This is a genomic window from Pseudoalteromonas sp. SG44-17 (assembly GCF_014164235.1).
Lineage (GTDB): Bacteria > Pseudomonadota > Gammaproteobacteria > Enterobacterales > Alteromonadaceae > Pseudoalteromonas > Pseudoalteromonas rhizosphaerae.
This window is the reverse complement of the sequence record NZ_JACJEV010000056.1, coordinates 1-16,178: the sequence shown is the minus strand read 5'-3', so window position 1 is coordinate 16,178 and position 16,178 is coordinate 1. Positions and strand designations below refer to the sequence as shown.

Annotated in this window: 13 protein-coding genes and 1 pseudogene; 8 read left to right on the top strand and 6 right to left on the bottom strand. The window is 41.8% G+C overall.

Features of this window, described 5'->3' with window-relative positions:
* Positions 1-124 precede the first annotated feature (124 nt).
* Positions 125-899: pseudogene (locus H5182_RS21365) on the bottom strand (DUF5924 family protein); the annotation flags it as partial.
* 131 nt (positions 900-1,030) lie between these two features.
* Positions 1,031-1,921, bottom strand: coding sequence for a LysR family transcriptional regulator (locus tag H5182_RS21360; RefSeq protein WP_182760591.1), 891 nt, complete (start codon positions 1,919-1,921; stop codon positions 1,031-1,033).
* A 122-nt stretch (positions 1,922-2,043) separates the two neighbouring features.
* Here H5182_RS21360 and H5182_RS21355 point away from each other — a divergent pair, with 122 nt between their 5' ends.
* Positions 2,044-3,300, top strand: a complete 1,257-nt coding sequence (locus H5182_RS21355; RefSeq protein ID WP_182760590.1) for an adenylosuccinate synthase — start codon at positions 2,044-2,046, stop codon at positions 3,298-3,300.
* Between the two features lie 133 nt (positions 3,301-3,433).
* Here H5182_RS21355 and H5182_RS21350 read toward each other — a convergent pair whose 3' ends face one another.
* Positions 3,434-4,120 carry a DUF3334 family protein gene (locus H5182_RS21350; RefSeq protein WP_182717958.1) on the bottom strand — a complete coding sequence of 229 codons (687 nt, stop codon included), beginning with the start codon at positions 4,118-4,120 and terminating at the stop codon, positions 3,434-3,436.
* A 115-nt stretch (positions 4,121-4,235) separates the two neighbouring features.
* Between H5182_RS21350 and cmoA the strand changes: the two genes are divergently transcribed.
* From cmoA to H5182_RS21325, 5 genes are all read left to right on the top strand, one after another.
* Complete coding sequence (gene cmoA, locus H5182_RS21345; RefSeq protein WP_145242356.1) at positions 4,236-4,961, top strand: carboxy-S-adenosyl-L-methionine synthase CmoA; 726 nt, start codon at positions 4,236-4,238, stop codon at positions 4,959-4,961.
* Positions 4,962-4,981: 20 nt separating this feature from the next.
* The gene (cmoB, locus tag H5182_RS21340; protein WP_182717957.1) at positions 4,982-5,950 is read left to right on the top strand and encodes a tRNA 5-methoxyuridine(34)/uridine 5-oxyacetic acid(34) synthase CmoB; all 969 of its coding nucleotides are present in this window, start codon (positions 4,982-4,984) and stop codon (positions 5,948-5,950) included.
* Between the two features lie 200 nt (positions 5,951-6,150).
* Positions 6,151-7,203, top strand: coding sequence for a phosphoribosylformylglycinamidine cyclo-ligase (purM, locus tag H5182_RS21335; RefSeq protein WP_145242360.1), 1,053 nt, complete (start codon positions 6,151-6,153; stop codon positions 7,201-7,203).
* Positions 7,203-7,850, top strand: a complete 648-nt coding sequence (purN, locus tag H5182_RS21330) for a phosphoribosylglycinamide formyltransferase (protein WP_145242362.1) — start codon at positions 7,203-7,205, stop codon at positions 7,848-7,850. The genes purM and purN overlap by 1 nt, the downstream gene beginning before the upstream one ends.
* On the top strand, positions 7,804-8,601 hold the full coding sequence (locus tag H5182_RS21325; RefSeq protein ID WP_404936108.1) for a DUF3108 domain-containing protein: 798 nt from the start codon (positions 7,804-7,806) through the stop codon (positions 8,599-8,601). The genes purN and H5182_RS21325 overlap by 47 nt, the downstream gene beginning before the upstream one ends.
* A 103-nt stretch (positions 8,602-8,704) precedes the next feature.
* Here the strand turns inward: H5182_RS21325 and H5182_RS21320 are convergent, their stop codons facing one another.
* On the bottom strand, positions 8,705-9,469 hold the full coding sequence (locus H5182_RS21320; RefSeq protein WP_149982940.1) for a class II glutamine amidotransferase: 765 nt from the start codon (positions 9,467-9,469) through the stop codon (positions 8,705-8,707).
* A 299-nt stretch (positions 9,470-9,768) separates the two neighbouring features.
* On the opposite strand from H5182_RS21320, the gene fadE reads away from it, so the two are divergent.
* Positions 9,769-12,225, top strand: a complete 2,457-nt coding sequence (gene fadE, locus H5182_RS21315; protein ID WP_149982939.1) for an acyl-CoA dehydrogenase FadE — start codon at positions 9,769-9,771, stop codon at positions 12,223-12,225.
* A gap of 4 nt (positions 12,226-12,229) precedes the next feature.
* Here fadE and H5182_RS21310 read toward each other — a convergent pair whose 3' ends face one another.
* A complete protein-coding gene (locus H5182_RS21310; RefSeq protein ID WP_182732241.1) occupies positions 12,230-13,345 on the bottom strand; it encodes a DUF6136 family protein in 1,116 nt (371 codons plus the stop codon).
* Positions 13,342-13,932 (bottom strand): ATP-binding cassette domain-containing protein, encoded by a 591-nt coding sequence (locus H5182_RS21305; protein ID WP_182732242.1) that lies wholly within the window; start codon positions 13,930-13,932, stop codon positions 13,342-13,344. The genes H5182_RS21310 and H5182_RS21305 overlap by 4 nt, the downstream gene beginning before the upstream one ends.
* A gap of 191 nt (positions 13,933-14,123) precedes the next feature.
* On the opposite strand from H5182_RS21305, the gene H5182_RS21300 reads away from it, so the two are divergent.
* Positions 14,124-16,070, top strand: coding sequence for a S9 family peptidase (locus H5182_RS21300; protein ID WP_145242372.1), 1,947 nt, complete (start codon positions 14,124-14,126; stop codon positions 16,068-16,070).
* Positions 16,071-16,178: the final 108 nt, after the last annotated feature.

The window sequence follows — 16,178 nt, the reverse complement described above, 5'->3', positions numbered from 1 at the left end:
ATTATATCAACGGATATTACAACAATGTTAGACCACATCATTATAATGCAGGTTTAGCACCAAATGAATCTGAGGTTAGATACCAAGATTCTAAAACTGTGGCCAAAATTAGTTGACCACTACAACTATACAGGCCTTGTTGATGTAATGAATTAGCGTCAAGATGCTTAATACTGCCTACGGGTTTACGCTGTTCAACATCTACTTGATGCGACAAAGTGATGTCTGTTAAACGAAGCGCCGCGGGGGGGACCCAACTACGCAGCTGCCATAAACCGGTACTTAGCATACACAGCAACAACACCAATAAAGGAAACCGCCACCATCGTGCGTTAGGCATTAAGTTACCTAAGCTAGGAATGGTAAAAATAATGGCGGTGATCAAGGCTATCTCTAAGCTTTGGCTGGTCGTGAGGTTAAGTAAAATTGGCAAAGTGACTAAAATAACCACAAACAATGCAAAGTTATGAAATACCGTAAAGAGAATACTGTGTTTAGCTAATTTTTTAATACAGCGGATCAACAACCGAAATAAACGCACAGAGAATAATTAAGGATGTAAAAATAGCTTGCGGATGATTCCAAGAAGTCACCGCGAGAAAAAATGGCAATGCAAAAAATAGGCTTTCTTGTTGCACCATTTGCAGGGCAAAACGCATAAAATTAGGAGAAACAGCCACACCAAAACGCTGCTCTACTTTATCGCGCAGCCAATTATCAACGATTAACCACACCCAACTGACGAGTAAAAGTATAGCTATAATTTGTGAGAATGACTCTTTACGCTCAACCAACACATAACTTGCTACGCCGCTACAAAACGCAAATACCGCCAATAAACCTGGCCGCTGTTGCATCATAATTATAAATTTTGTTATTAAATTTTTAAAATAGCTCATTCAGTAGAAGATCCGCATAAGTCTGTAATAATTGTAGCTTTAAAGCCACCAGCACTGCATCTTAATATATGCATGAAAACTTTACACTTTTCGTTGTGAAAATTAACTAACTAATAAACAAATACCGCTGGTTAGCGAGAACTACATGAGATCTCTTCACTCACCCAATGCAGCAATTGTTTTATTGCTTTTGAAAGCACCTGATTTTGCCGCACAATGTAACCTAAACTAGTGGTAGGAAACTTAGGTAAGGCGGTGACTGTGGTGGTTAGATTTGCTTTACTGCGCAGGGAAAACTCTGGCACGATGGCAACGCCAAACCCCGCTTCAGCCCAATCAATTTGCGCATCGACACTGCCCACTTCCATCACCCGGTAATTTGGTAAGTTTAAAGATGGCAAGGCACTATCGAGCAAGTCTCGGGTTCGCGTATCATGGCCGAGTAAGATTAATGTTGGCGGCTCAGTCAGTGTAACATTGTTATCGTTTTTGGCTTGCTGCCATAACTTTAAATGATTACCTAATGCACACCATTTTATCTGCTGTAATTGCGTAAAATGCAGCGGCTCACTTTCTTTTTGGGCAATCACAAACCCTAAATCAGCTTCAGCACTTTTAACCAATGCTGACGCTTGCGAAGACGTTGTATTGAGCAAAGTAAAGTCAATGCCAGGAAACTGGCGCTTAAAAAGCTGAAAAGGCTCAATCAACAATAAACGAGAAATTATATCACTGGCGGCAATTGTCAGTGTGCCTTGGCTGAGATCATTAATCGCATTTAAGTCAGATTGGCAAACCTGTAATTCCCATAAGGTTTTTTGTCCAGACTCTAATAGCCGTAAACCTGCTTGGGTCAAACTAAAAGGATTACGTTCTATCAGTTTAACCCGTGTCGTTTTTTCTAACTGCTTAATATGCAAGCTAACATTTGGCTGTGTCATATGCAGCGCATTGGCTGTTTTACCAAAGTGCTTTAACTCAGCCAATGTGACAAAAGTTTTTAACCAGTGAATATCTAGCATCTTTATGACCTTAATGGTGTGAAATCGATATGAAATTCTTATCAAGATAATAATTATAATTAATTTCTCTTATTTTAATAGAGCGCATACCATATTCGTTCAATCAATTTGGAGATTAAATTATGCCGTCAATTGTTGTTGTAGGTGCAAACTGGGGTGATGAAGGCAAAGGCCGTATCGTCGATTTTCTAGCTGAGAACGCATCTGCGAGCATTCGCTTTCAAGGTGGTAACAACGCCGGACATACCGTTGTGAATGACTTTGGTACGTTTAAACTACACCAATTACCAAGCGGTATTTTTAATCCTGATTGTATTGCAGTACTAGGCCCAGGCATGGTGATAAGCCCTGCGGCATTAAGCGAAGAAATAGCCGAAGTTAACGCCGCCGGTGTTGATGTAAAATTATGTATTTCTGATCGTGCAACGTTATGCTTACCATTACACGCCATTGAAGATACCCTCGAAGAAGTGCGCTTAGGCGATGCCGCTTACGGCTCTACTCGTCAAGGAATTGCACCTGCATACGGCGACCGAGTAATGAAAAAAGGCATTTTAGTTGGCTGGTTAAATCAGCCAGACGTTTTATTAGAGCGTATTCAATTTATGCTGGATTGGAAAATGCCACAGCTAAAAGCCCTTTACCCAAGCTGTGATTTTTCACAAACAGCTGAACAAATGACTGAGTGGTTATTAGCTGTCAGCGCTCCTTGGCGCGAATTTATTTGTAATGTAACAGAGCCTTTAAAAGCACTGCAAAAGCAAGATGCCAACTTATTGTTTGAAGCGCAGCTAGGCGCAGGCCGCGATTTAGTTTACGGCGAATACCCGTATACTACATCATCAAACGTTACTGCTGCCTATGCAGGAATTGGCAGCGGACTGCCAGCTTTGCGCCCTGAGCGTGTTATCGCTGTGGCTAAATCATTTAGCTCATCTGTTGGTACAGGTACACTCGTTACCGCCATGGCAGAGCAAGACAATTTTCGTGAAAGCGCGAACGAATATGGCGCAGTGACTGGCCGCCCACGTGATATGGGTTATTTTGATGCAGTTGCCACCCGTAACGGTGTTGAATTACAAGCAGCTACTGAAATCGCTTTAACCAAAATTGATTGCCTATCTGGCATGAAAGATTTAAAAATCTGCGTTGGTTATGCAGGCGATCACAGCGAAAACCCTATTTGGCCACAAACAGCGGCTTTAACGCCAATCTATGAAAGCATGCCAGCGTGGGATGAAGACATTACCGATTGTCGTACCTTCGACAGTCTGCCTGCTGCAGCGCAGCATTACGTAGAACGCATCGAAGTACTGATGGGAGTACCTGTAAGTATGGTGTCTGTGGGCCCTGAACGTGAGCAAATGATTATCCGCTAGATTTATAGCATAGCGTTTTTTATCATTCAATTGAGCACAATAATATTGGGTTTCATTACGAAACCCAATATTATGCACTGTATTAATAACTAAATGCTTTGACCTGCGATTTAATGTCCTTGCAAGGTGTTATTTAAAGTCCAAGTTCTGCCATAAAGTCGTCATCTAAATCACTTGCTTTAGCATCATCAGCAGCTTTTTGTTTTTCTGCTTTATGCTTTGCTTCGTTTTCAATGATGTCATCTGGGTCAATAGCTTCAGCAATATCAAAATCGTGTAATTTGATAAACTCAGTTTTATCCATTGCTAATTCTAAATAAAAGATATTTTGTTTACTGGTGGTAAATGTCACGCGCCGTGCTTGCGGTCTATCCATCGTAGTATCGACCGAAATCTGTACTTGCTTATTGATGGCCATCATCTTCGGTTGATTTTGGGTAATTGAAGTATGTAACTGCTCGCGTACCTTTGAAGTAAAATCACCAACGATTTGGTTCATCAATTCACCGAGTACATTTGATACGTCGTCCGATAAGTGGCTATGAGCTAGTTCTTCTTCAGGCATCCCCATATTACGCATGTAATCATGATAAATCTCCATCGCCGCTTGCGAGGTGAAATTAGTAATTACCAGTCCTGTAAATCCGCCATCAAATAATACAAAACAACCGATATCAGGACGCATACAGGTGCGGGTTATTTTTTGTACCATTGCTGAGTAGCTAATGCTATTACCACTTGCCGACGACAATACACTCGTTACAGAATGGCAAAGGGTTGCCAATATATCATCTGTGCTGATCACTTTACTTTTGCTCATAAACTTCTCTTTTTCTACTTGTTATTCATTATTCTAGCCAAGCTACTGAAATTATCACTGACTATCCAGCATAAAATGCTAAAATAGCCCTATTATTTTTCAAGAGACTGTTTGTGTGAACATAAAAGACAGCATTTATGCCACTGAGCAAGCGGTTAAAGACTTTAGCTTTGACCAACATGTAGTAGAAGTTTTCCCAGATATGATCCAGCGCTCAGTTCCGGGTTATGCAACCATTGTTAGTACGATGGGTAAATTGGCCGGTGAATATGCGCAAAGCAATTCAAACCTTTATGATTTGGGCTGTTCCCTTGGGGCAGTAACATTAAGCATGCGCCGTAATATCCGCACTGATAATTGCCATATTATTGCCGTTGATAATTCACAAGCCATGGTTGAGCGCTGTAAATTACATTTGCACGGCTTTCGCTCAGAAGTGCCTGTTACAGTGACGCTTGGTGATATTAATGAGCTAAATATTGAAAACGCGTCAGTGGTCGCCATGAACTTTACTTTACAGTTTATTCCACCCGCACAGCGCCAAGCCGTGCTTGAAAAAATATACGCGAATTTAAAACCCGGTGGTGTATTGCTGTTAAGCGAAAAAATCAAAGGCGAGAACGAGCAATGCGATAACTTGCTGATTGACTTGCACCACGATTTTAAACGCCACAATGGTTATTCTGAATTAGAAATTAGCCAAAAACGTACCGCCATTGAGAATGTAATGCGCCCAGATACTTTAAATGCTCACCTTTCTCGACTTACCGATATTGGCTTTAGCCAAACCCAAGTGTGGTATCAATGTTTTAATTTTTGCTCACTGGTAGCAATCAAGTAACAAATATAAAGAGTAATTCAATGTCTCAATGGTTTAACCAATTTTACGCCGCAATCGCACAAAGCCCGCTAAGTCACTGGCTGGAAACGCTACCTAGCCAATTAAAACACTGGCAATTAGAGGCAAGTCACGGTGATTTACCAAAATGGCAGAAAGTGTTAAAAAACTTGCCTGAAGTGGCGACCAAACACGTCAATATTATCGACAAAGTTGAAATTGGTGCCCCAGGCGAAATGACCGACGGCGAACAAAAACAAGTTACACACTTATTAAAACGAATGATGCCATGGCGTAAAGGCCCTTTCAGCCTACACGGTATTGAAATTGATACTGAATGGCGCAGCGATTGGAAGTGGGACCGTTTATTACCGCACATTGAGCCGCTAAAAGGCCGCACGGTTTTAGACATCGGCTGTGGCTCTGGCTATCACTTATGGCGGATGCGCGGTGAAGGCGCTGAGTTTGTGGTTGGCATTGATCCGTCTGATTTATTTTTATGTCAGTTTCAAGCCATCAAACACTTTAACCCAGATGAAAACGTGCATTTATTACCGCTAGGTGTTGAAGCCCTGCCTGAGTTAAAAGCCTTTGATACGGTGTTTTCGATGGGTGTGCTTTATCATCGTCGTTCCCCTATCGACTTTTTAGCACAATTAAAAGCGCAGCTTCGCCCAGGTGGTGAATTAGTGCTTGAAACCTTAGTCATTGAAGGCGATGAAAACACAGTACTCGTGCCCACTGACCGCTATGCGAAGATGCGTAACGTGTGGTTTATTCCGAGCACGGCAGCGCTAAAACTCTGGATGGAACGTGTTGGTTTTAAAGATGTGCAAGTGAAAGACTGCGCTATTACAACGCTTGAAGAACAACGTAAATCAGATTGGATGGAAAACGAGTCCCTGATCGACTTTTTAGATCCAAACGATACTAGTAAAACCATTGAAGGTTACCCAGCGCCGTTGCGTGCAATTTTGACTGCAAAGGCTTAATACTAAAGGAACTAGGTTTTAGGTGCTAGGAACTACCTAGCACCTGCTACCTAAATCTATTGTGTCATTATACGGACAAGTGTCCTTGTCAATAATAGTAAACTCATATTTGAACTAGCCGCGCCCTTGCAATTGTTGTAAAATACGCGCGTTTCTAAGCATACACATGCAAAACCATGCAACTTTTTTGAGGAAATCCTGTGAGCGAACAAAAACAGTCTCTAAGTTATAAAGACGCGGGCGTAGATATCGATGCCGGTAACGCACTTGTTGAGCGTATTAAAGGCGTAGTTAAAAAAACCCGTCGTCCTGAAGTTATGGGCGGAATTGGTGGCTTTGGCGCACTTTGCGAAATCCCAGCTGGTTATAAGCAACCAGTACTTGTTGCAGGCACTGATGGTGTTGGTACTAAGTTACGCTTAGCTATCGACCTTAAAAAACACGATACTGTAGGTATCGATTTAGTTGCTATGTGTGTAAATGACCTTATCGTTCAAGGTGCTGAGCCATTATTTTTCCTAGATTATTATGCAACAGGCAAACTTGATGTTGATACTGCCGCAGACGTAGTAACAGGCATTGGTAAAGGCTGTGAGATCTCTGGCTGTGCATTAATTGGTGGCGAAACTGCTGAAATGCCAGGTATGTACGAAGGCGAAGATTACGACATGGCTGGTTTTTGTACTGGCGTAGTTGAAAAAGCAAATATCATCGATGGCACAAAAGTAGCTGCTGGTGATCAACTGATCGCGCTTGCATCAAGCGGCCCGCATTCAAATGGCTTCTCATTAATTCGTAAAGTACTTGAAGTATCAAATGCTGATACAAGTGCTGAATTTGAAGGTAAAACATTAGGCGAAACTCTGCTTGAACCTACACGTATTTACGTTAAACCATTACTTGAGCTGTTCAAGCAGGTAGATGTTCATGCTCTTTCGCATATTACTGGCGGCGGCTTTTGGGAAAATATCCCACGCGTATTACCAGAGTCTGCAAAAGCAGTTGTTAAAGGTGATAGCTGGCAGTGGCCTGGTATTTTCAATTGGTTACAAGAAAACGGTAACATCACCACCCACGAAATGTACCGCACATTTAACTGTGGTGTAGGTATGGTATTGGTTGTGCCTGCTGACAAACTTGAGCAAAGCTTAAGCATCTTAAAAGAGCTTGGCGAAAATGCTTGGCACCTTGGTGAGATCCATGATGCCAAAGCTGGCGAAGAGCAAGTAGAAATCCTAGGCGGCCGTGATTAATGGCCCCTGCTCGTCTAGTAGTCTTAATTTCAGGTAGTGGCTCTAATTTACAAGCCATCATTGACGCCTGTAATAACGGCGAGATAAATGCAAACATAGCGGCTGTTATTAGTAATAAAGCAGACGCTTATGGCCTTGAGCGAGCAAAGCAAGCGGGCATTGCAACAGCAGTGCTCAGCCATAAAGATTTTGACTCGCGCGAAGCCTACGATGCGCAATTAATGAACGTTATTGATTCTTTTGCACCAAATCTAGTTGTATTAGCTGGGTTTATGCGTATTCTTACTCCTAACTTAGTGCAAAAATTTAAAGGAAAAATGTTGAACATTCATCCTTCTTTGTTGCCTAAGTACCAGGGGCTGAATACCCACCAAAGAGCAATTGATGCAAAAGATGACATTCATGGCGTAAGTGTGCACTTTGTTACTGAAGAGTTAGACGGTGGTCCTGTCATTCTTCAAGCCAAAGTACCCGTGCTGGCAGATGATACTGCTGACACATTAGCAAAACGCGTGCATGCACAAGAGCATATAATTTACCCTTTGGTGGTCAAGTGGTTCAGTGAACAACGACTTACTATGGAAGCAGATTATGCAGTTCTTGACAAAAAACAACTTCCTGCACACGGCGCGCACTACCCAGAATAAAAAACTAAGTGCCTTGCTATTGTGTGCGGGCACTTTATTACTTCCTACTAGTTTAATTGCTGGTGAACTTACTCAATTTGAAGCTAACTATGATATTTTGCGCAAAGGCGAAAACCATGGTCAAGGCGTCCGCACATTAAAAAAACTAGCAGATAACAGTTACCAAGTTAGCTACCACAGTGACATTGAGTGGATGATATTCTCAGATTCACGCAAAGAAACATCAAATTTTACTTTCAGCGACAAAAAAATCACGCCTGAAAGTTATAGCATGATCCGCACAGGCACAGGCCCGGATAAAGAATATACACTGCAATTTGACCACACTAAAAAACTCGTAAACAGCAGTGAAAGTAAATACCCTATTGAGTGTGAGTGGTCTGAGCAATTTCAAGACTCAATTTCATACCAAGTACAAGTGCGCGAAGAATTAAAAATGGGTAAAACCAGCTTTTCGTATCCGTTAGTTGATAAAAAAGGCAACTGCCGTGAGTATAACTTTGAGGTCGTTGGTAAAGAGACTATTTCCCTACCAATCGGTAATATCGAAGCGATCAAAGTAAAACGCTTATATGATAATGATAAACGCCAAGCGCTTGCATGGTTCGCCCCAGAAATGGATTACATGCTAGTCAGGATGTGGAAAGGCGAAAAAGGCGTAGAACAATTTGAAGTGCAACTTAACTCGTTCACGGTAACCAGCCCAGTTGCATTACCTGAAGAAGTTAAAAACGAAATAACACCAGAATAAATTGCTTTCAAGATGCAAGACGAAAGGCTCAAGTGTGACGATCATAACTTGGGCTTTTCAGCTTATAACCACATTAATTAAGTTCAAACGTTAAAACTGACGGCTAAATTAACTCACCCATTTTAAATAACGCAAATTCACCAGGTTCCATTTTTTGCCAACGCTCATCGTTGGTCAGTGGCCGAGTAGCGATCACCGTTACGACATCATTTGGCGTAGTTTCTTGTTGAAAATCTACCACCATATCTGCATCAATTAACGTAGCCTTACCGAACGGCGCACGGCGGGTGATCCAATGCAAATTATTAGTACAATACGCTAACACATACACACCATCAGTCAGCAACATATTAAACACACCTTTTTCACGTAAAGTGTGTGCAAGCTTTGCCGCATAACGAAACACTGACGCCATATTAGCTGGACGTTTAGGGTATTTTTCACGAATTTGATCGAGTAACCAACAAAACGCCAGTTCACTGTCGGTATTACCCACTGGCCGATAATATTCAGGTTTTAAATCATGATAATTCGAAAGCTGACCATTATGCGCGTAGGTCAGCTCCCTGCCCCACAACTCACGGGTAAAAGGATGCGTATTTTCAAGACAGACACGGCCACGATTACCTTGGCGAATATGGCTAATCACCGAGACACTTTTAATGGGATAGGCCTTTACTAACTTGGCAATTTCAGACTGACAGCTAGGCTCAGGATCTTTAAAAGTACGACACCCCTTCCCTTCATAAAAAGTAATGCCCCAGCCATCTTTATGCGGACCTGTGTTACCACCGCGCTCTAACAGCCCTGAAAAACTAAAACAAATATCTGTAGGCACATTCGCCGACATGCCAAGCAACTCACACATAAAATAAATTAACCTTTCAAAAATTTTTATACTTTTAAAATACTGCTTTTTAAAAAGCGTAAACCCGTAACTTAGGCCTTAGCGGCATTGTTAAACATAAGCAAGGGCAAGGCAAGCAAGAAAACAGCTTAATTTTTTCTCAAATAAATCATACTGACGAATCACACATTTATCCGTATGCTGATGTGCACAGATTACAAAATAACAGTCACTGATATTTTCACTAAGCTACTTGATAATTATTCACTCTAGCGCTACTCTAACTAAAGGTGGTCTGACCTCTATTAAGGATTGAATACATGACACTCATATTTACACTTGGTTTAATCGTGCTGCTCAGCATCGCGAGTTACCACAGAGCGAGCTGGAATACTGCCCTTGGCGTTTCCATCGCAACACTTGTCATTGGTACCTTTGCAGGTGCATTTGGCGCAATTAGCTGGTTGATCTTCTTGATCATTGCAGTGCCATTGTCTGTTACTGGCATTCGTCAGCAATATATTATTAAACCTATTTTTGCCATGTTTAAAAAAGTTACTCCAACTATGTCTGAAACTGAAAAATCAGCCATTGATGCGGGTACAACATGGTGGGAAGCCGATCTTTTTTGCGGCCGTCCTGATTGGAACAAATTACACCAATACCCAATGCCTAAATTGACAATCGAAGAGCAAGCCTTTATCGATGGTCCAGTTGAGGTGGTATGTAGTATGTTGGACGACTGGGAAGCAACTCATGAGTTAACCGATTTACCACAAGATGTTTGGCAATACCTAAAAGATAATAAATTCTTTGCCATGATCATTAAAAAAGAATATGGCGGCCTGCAATTTTCTGCCTTTGCACAATCGTGTGTACTGCAAAAGTTAACCAGTAAATCTACCCTGCTTTCATCAATTGTAGGCGTTCCTAATTCATTAGGTCCGGGCGAATTGTTACAGCACTATGGTACTAAAGAACAAAAAGATCATTACTTACCTCGCCTTGCTAGTGGTCAAGAGATCCCATGCTTTGCCTTAACTTCACCAGAAGCAGGCTCTGATGCCAGCGCCATTCCAGATTATGGTGTGGTATGTAAAGGTATGTGGGAAGGCGAAGAAGTCATTGGTCTTAGCCTAACATGGAACAAACGTTATATTACGCTAGCGCCTGTTGCGACAGTATTAGGTCTGGCGTTTAAACTACAAGACCCAGATGGTCTACTAAGCGATGTTAAAGAGCCAGGTATTACTTGTGCACTTATTCCTACAGACATGCCAGGTGTTGAAATTGGTCGTCGTCATTTCCCGCTAAATGTACCATTTCAGAATGGTCCTACTCGTGGTAAAGACATTTTCGTACCGCTTGATTACATTATTGGTGGACCAGAAATGGCCGGCCAAGGCTGGCGCATGCTGGTTGAATGTTTATCGGTTGGTCGTGCTATTACATTGCCGTCAAACTCAACGGGTGGTATTAAAACAATTGCACTTGCAAGTGGTGCATACAGCCGTATTCGTCGTCAATTCCGTTTACCTATTGGCCAAATGGAAGGTGTTGAAGAGTCACTAGCAAAACTAGCAGGTTATGCGTACAGCTCAGATGCGGCTGTTAGCATGTCAACTGGTGCGGTTGATTTAGGCGAAAAGCCATCGGTTGTTTCGGCAATCATTAAATACCATTTAACCGAGCAAATGCGTGATTCAACCAACCATGCAATGGATGTTCACGGCGGTAAAGGTATTATGCTTGGGCCAAATAACTATTTAGGTCGTGGCTATCAAGGTGCACCAATTGCCATCACTGTTGAAGGTGCAAATATCTTGACCCGTAATATGATTATTTACGGTCAAGGTGCCATTCGCTGCCATCCATTTGTACTTACTGAATTGGGTGCCTGCGCAATCGAAGATCGTGAAGAAGCGCTAGCGGTATTTGATAAAGCGTTAATGGGCCACATCGGCTTTACTATGTCTAACCTTGTACGTACTAAGTGGATGAGCTTTACCGGAGCCCGTTTTGCAACTACACCATTTAAAGACGAAACAGCTGAGTTTTACCGTACTGCGTCACGCTTTAGCGCGTCACTTGCATTGATGTCTGACATTAGCATGGCTGTATTTGGTGGCTCACTAAAACGTAAAGAGCGTATTTCCGCTCGTTTAGGTGATTTGCTTAGTTACCTTTATTTAGTGTCTGCAACGCTGAAACGTTATAACGATGAAGGCCGTAAAAAAGAAGATTTACCGCTTGTACAATGGAGCTGTCAAGATCACCTTTACCACTGTCAACGTGCACTTGCTGATTTAATTAACAATATGCCATCAGCTCCGCTTCGTGCAGCACTTAAGTTGATGTTGTTCCCGTTCGGTCGTCCAGTTCGTAAACCGACTGATAAACTTGAGCATAAATTAGCACAAATTTTACAAGTACCTAGCGAAACACGTAACCGTTTAGCAAGCTACGTATACTTAACAAATGAACCACTTAACTTAGTTGGTCGTCAAGAGCAAACGCTTAAAGACGTGCTAGCTGTTGAACCTTTATTTGATAAGGTATGTCGTGAAAAAGGCGTTAAACTGCCTTTCTTCCAGCTTGATAAAGTTGCTCAGATGGGACTTGAAGCGGGTATTTTAACGCAAGCAGAGGCTGATCAGCTGGCAAGCGTTGAAAAAGCACGTTTAGATGTTATTAACGTTGACGACTTTGACCCTGCAGATTTATTAGCAGGCAAAGCCGCACGTAATAACACGGCAAAAAAGGCGAATGCTGCTTAACATATTAAGTTAACACAGCCAACAGCCCGCCTGTTGTAATCATCCAAACCAGCGCAAAATGCGCTGGTTTTTTTTGTGCTATATATAATTGTAATATACACCAGCCAACACTCAGGCTCAGTAATAACCATTCTATTTGTTCAACAAACAGCAGATAGCTGCTCAGTGTTATCAAAAAGAACAAGCAACTTGGCATAAATTGGCTGATAAAAAACACCCGTTGTTGATAATTTGCTTGAAAAAACAACTGATACTTATCATGTAACTTACCACAATCAAATTGCAGTGAGCTGGTAAACAACACCATAAAAGCTGCGGCTATCACGTTAAATATAGCCTCTAAATCAGCACGCTCATTGAGCAAAGTTGTGATTGCCATAAATACACACAACAATAAAGCCACTCGCCATACTAGTACCCTGCTATGTTGCATAAAAAAGCTCAGCCAAAAAGTAGATAATGCATTGATCGGTAACTGGTCGCTCAGCGAAAATGCTGGCAACAACATGCTCAGCGCAAATAATATAATAAAGCCACAGTGATAGGCTAACGGCGCTATATTAATCGGTAGCAAGACTAAAATAGCAGTAAATACTAAGCCATATATTAATGCTCTTGGCTTGTACAAACACAGTACACCGAGGCTAAACTGCAGTAACATAAACAGCACAAAATGGGGTGCTCGTAGCCACTGTGAATAGTTTAAATCCAGCGCAATTACAGCACTTGCTAGCAACCAGCCATTGCTTAAAAGCAATAGTTTTATATCCATTAACTTAAGCCAGTTTGACCTTACAATAGTGCGTTGAAAGAGCCGCTGCTGACTATTTTGAATGGCTGATTTCATTGCACTGAGCATCACGCTTTGCAGTAATAGATACAGCCACGCCATTTGAGCGCCATATTGCGGCGCATCTATGCTGTCGATGATTTTGCCCAGACCTAAAAATAACAGCAAAATCATTCCAAGCATGGCTGAGCCAAGTACCACTAAAAATAATAAGCCGAAGTTTTTAAGTTGCTGTAGTAGTTGTGCCAGCTCAATTTTATAGGCCTGATAACGATACTGCATAAATGAGCGATATTGTGCAATCTCAAGCTTAATACCTAGCTTGCTCATAAGGGGACACACTCAAAGCCATGCTCGATAAACGGCGCCGGCTCATGGCAAGTGATAATGATTTGCCCATGCGCTTTATCTGCTAAATAATTATCTAGTAAACCAAGTAAATATATAATGCTGGCTTGATCAAGTGCCGCACTGGGCTCATCTAGTAACAAATACGGCGCACCGCGCATTAACGCTAAAATTAATTGGCACTTTTTTTGATTACCCGATGACAACGCATCAAAACGAGTCGCTAAAAAATCTGAAAAATTAAAGCCGCTGATAAGCGCTGTCGGCCAATCGCAGCCTAAACTGCTAACCGTTAAATTGATAATTTGTTTCGCGGTTAAAAACTCAGGCAGCGCGATGCGATCACTGGCAATTGCTACCTGTTTATAAGGCTCAGACAACACCTTGCCTGCAAATAATATCTGTCCACTTTGTGGTTGCTCAAGTCCAGCAAGCATCATTAGCAGCGTGGTTTTACCTTGACCGTTCGGTGCTTCAATACATACTCTCGGTGCTGTAAAGCTGATGCGATAATCTTTATATAGGATGTTTTGGGCAAATTGCTTGTGTAAACCACTAACTTCAATCATCACTTTCCTTTTATATGAGAGAGCCTTTTATATGAGTGAGTATTATAACGTAGGCTGTATTTTTAACGATACAGGCTTTGTAACACTTTGTTGCAGTTAAAATCAGCTAAAAACTTGCGTTAAAATAGGGTTAGGGCAACACTAAAACCGGTAAAAATATGATTAGATAACAATAAACCAAGGAATGTACTATGAACAAAAAATTGCAATTTGCCGCACTCGCCTGTGCAATCAGTATTGCCTTGAGCGGTTGTAGCCAATCAACCTCAACAACAGCCGTCACCACAGTACAGTCGCAGCAAACTCAGCAAGTTAGCACCTATAATGCTAAAACCTTCTTTGATACGACCGCAATTATGGGCAGTAGCTTTTCACCCAATGGCGATAAAGTACTGGTAAGCTCTGATGAAAGTGGTATTTACAGCTTGTATGAAGTAGATGCAAAAACAGGCAACAAAACCCGCTTAACCAATTTTCAGGATAGCACCTACCCTGTCCGTTACTTCCCAAATGATGAAAGGGTCCTCTTTACCAAAGATTCTGGCGGCAATGAGCGCTTTCACGTCTACGTCCGTGAACTTGACGGGTCAATAACAGATTTAACCCCCGGCGATGAAACCCGCGCAAGCTTTGCAGGATTTACAGAAGATAGCAGCGAGTTTTTTATTACTAGCAACCAGCGCGATGCTAAATTTATGGACTTATACCGCGTTGATAGTAAAACCTATAAAATCACCCCTGTTTATCAAAATACGCTTGGTTTAGATGTCGGAGCAATCAGCCCCGATGGCCGCTATATCGCACTATCTAAAAATAACACCAATAAAGACAGCGACACATTTATTCTCGATACCTATAAAAAGACCCTCAAACCACAGCTAATTTCAAAACACAATACACCAGCTCAATACACGCCTGAAACCTTCTCTGTTGATAGTAAATACTTATACTACTCAACGGATGCTAAAGGCGAGTTTTCACAAGTGTGGCGTTATGAGTTGGCCTCAGAGGAGCATAGCCCTGTATTAAAAGATAATTGGGATGTCAGCTTCATTTATTTTTCTAAATCAGGGCGTTATCAAGTCAGCGGTGTCAATGCCGATGCCAGCACTAAAGTCACGGTGATTGATACCCAGTCAGACAAAGAGATTGCGATGCCTCAGTTACCCGCAGGTAACTTACGTGGTGTTAACTTTTCTGCAGATGAAAAAAGCATGGCGTTTTACTTAAATTCAGATACCTCGCCAAGTAACCTGTTTGTCTGGCAAGTGGGTAGTGATAAGGCACAGCAATTAAGTAATACTTTAAGCAAAGAGATAGATCAAAATGATTTAGTTGAAAGTACCATAGTGCGCTTTAAAAGCTTTGACGGTTTAGAGATACCCGGCGTACTTTATAAACCCAAGCAAGCCAGTAGCAATAATAAAGTGCCAGCGCTAATTTGGGTGCACGGTGGCCCAGGTGGCCAAAGCCGCACTGGTTACAGTGCAATGCAACAACATTTAGTCAATCATGGCTATGCTATTTTTGCGGTTAATAACCGTGGCAGTTCAGGCTATGGTAAAACCTTTTTTCATTTAGATGATAAAAAACACGGCACCGACGACTTACAAGACATTGTTTACGGTAAAAAACACTTACAAAGTTTAGATTGGGTCGATGCAGAAAAAATCGGTATCATAGGTGGCAGCTACGGTGGCTTCATGACCGCAGCAGCGCTTGCTTTTGAGCCTGAAGAATTCAAAGTGGGCATTAATATTTTTGGTGTCACCAACTGGGTAAGAACGCTCAACTCAATTCCACCGTGGTGGGAAAGCTTTAAAAAAGCGTTGTACGATGAAATGGGCGACCCTGCAACGGACGGCGAGCGTCATCGTGCAATCTCACCGCTATTCCATGCTAAGAATATCACCAAACCATTAATGGTTATTCAAGGCGCCAACGATCCGCGCGTATTACAGATAGAAAGTGATGAGTTAGTTGCCGCAGTGAAAGCCAATGGCGTACCGGTCGAATATGTATTATTTGACGATGAAGGTCATGGTTTTAGCAAAAAAGAAAACCGTATCAGTGCCTCCAACGCGTATCTAAACTTTTTAGATACCTACTTAAAAGAACGCTTTGGCCCACAAGGCTAATATATTAAAGCTGACTAGAAGTTTAATTATAAGCCTGTAATTCTGATCAAGATTGCAGGTTTTATTATGTTCTTTGTCAAGTTCAGATAAGATAGCTGATAGCTGATA

Excerpts from the sequence above, each read along its gene's own strand:
- H5182_RS21355 (WP_182760590.1), top strand. The coding sequence starts at position 2,044 with ATGCCGTCAATTGTTGTTGTAGGTGCAAACTGGGGTGATGAAGGCAAA.
- H5182_RS21350 (WP_182717958.1), bottom strand. The coding sequence starts at position 4,120 with ATGAGCAAAAGTAAAGTGATCAGCACAGATGATATATTGGCAACCCTT.
- fadE (WP_149982939.1), top strand. The coding sequence starts at position 9,769 with ATGACACTCATATTTACACTTGGTTTAATCGTGCTGCTCAGCATCGCG.
- H5182_RS21305 (WP_182732242.1), bottom strand. The coding sequence starts at position 13,932 with ATGATTGAAGTTAGTGGTTTACACAAGCAATTTGCCCAAAACATCCTA.
- H5182_RS21310 (WP_182732241.1), bottom strand. The coding sequence starts at position 13,345 with ATGAGCAAGCTAGGTATTAAGCTTGAGATTGCACAATATCGCTCATTT.
- purN (WP_145242362.1), top strand. The coding sequence starts at position 7,203 with ATGGCCCCTGCTCGTCTAGTAGTCTTAATTTCAGGTAGTGGCTCTAAT.
- H5182_RS21320 (WP_149982940.1), bottom strand. The coding sequence starts at position 9,469 with ATGTGTGAGTTGCTTGGCATGTCGGCGAATGTGCCTACAGATATTTGT.
- H5182_RS21360 (WP_182760591.1), bottom strand. The coding sequence starts at position 1,921 with ATGCTAGATATTCACTGGTTAAAAACTTTTGTCACATTGGCTGAGTTA.
- cmoB (WP_182717957.1), top strand. The coding sequence starts at position 4,982 with ATGTCTCAATGGTTTAACCAATTTTACGCCGCAATCGCACAAAGCCCG.
- H5182_RS21300 (WP_145242372.1), top strand. The coding sequence starts at position 14,124 with ATGAACAAAAAATTGCAATTTGCCGCACTCGCCTGTGCAATCAGTATT.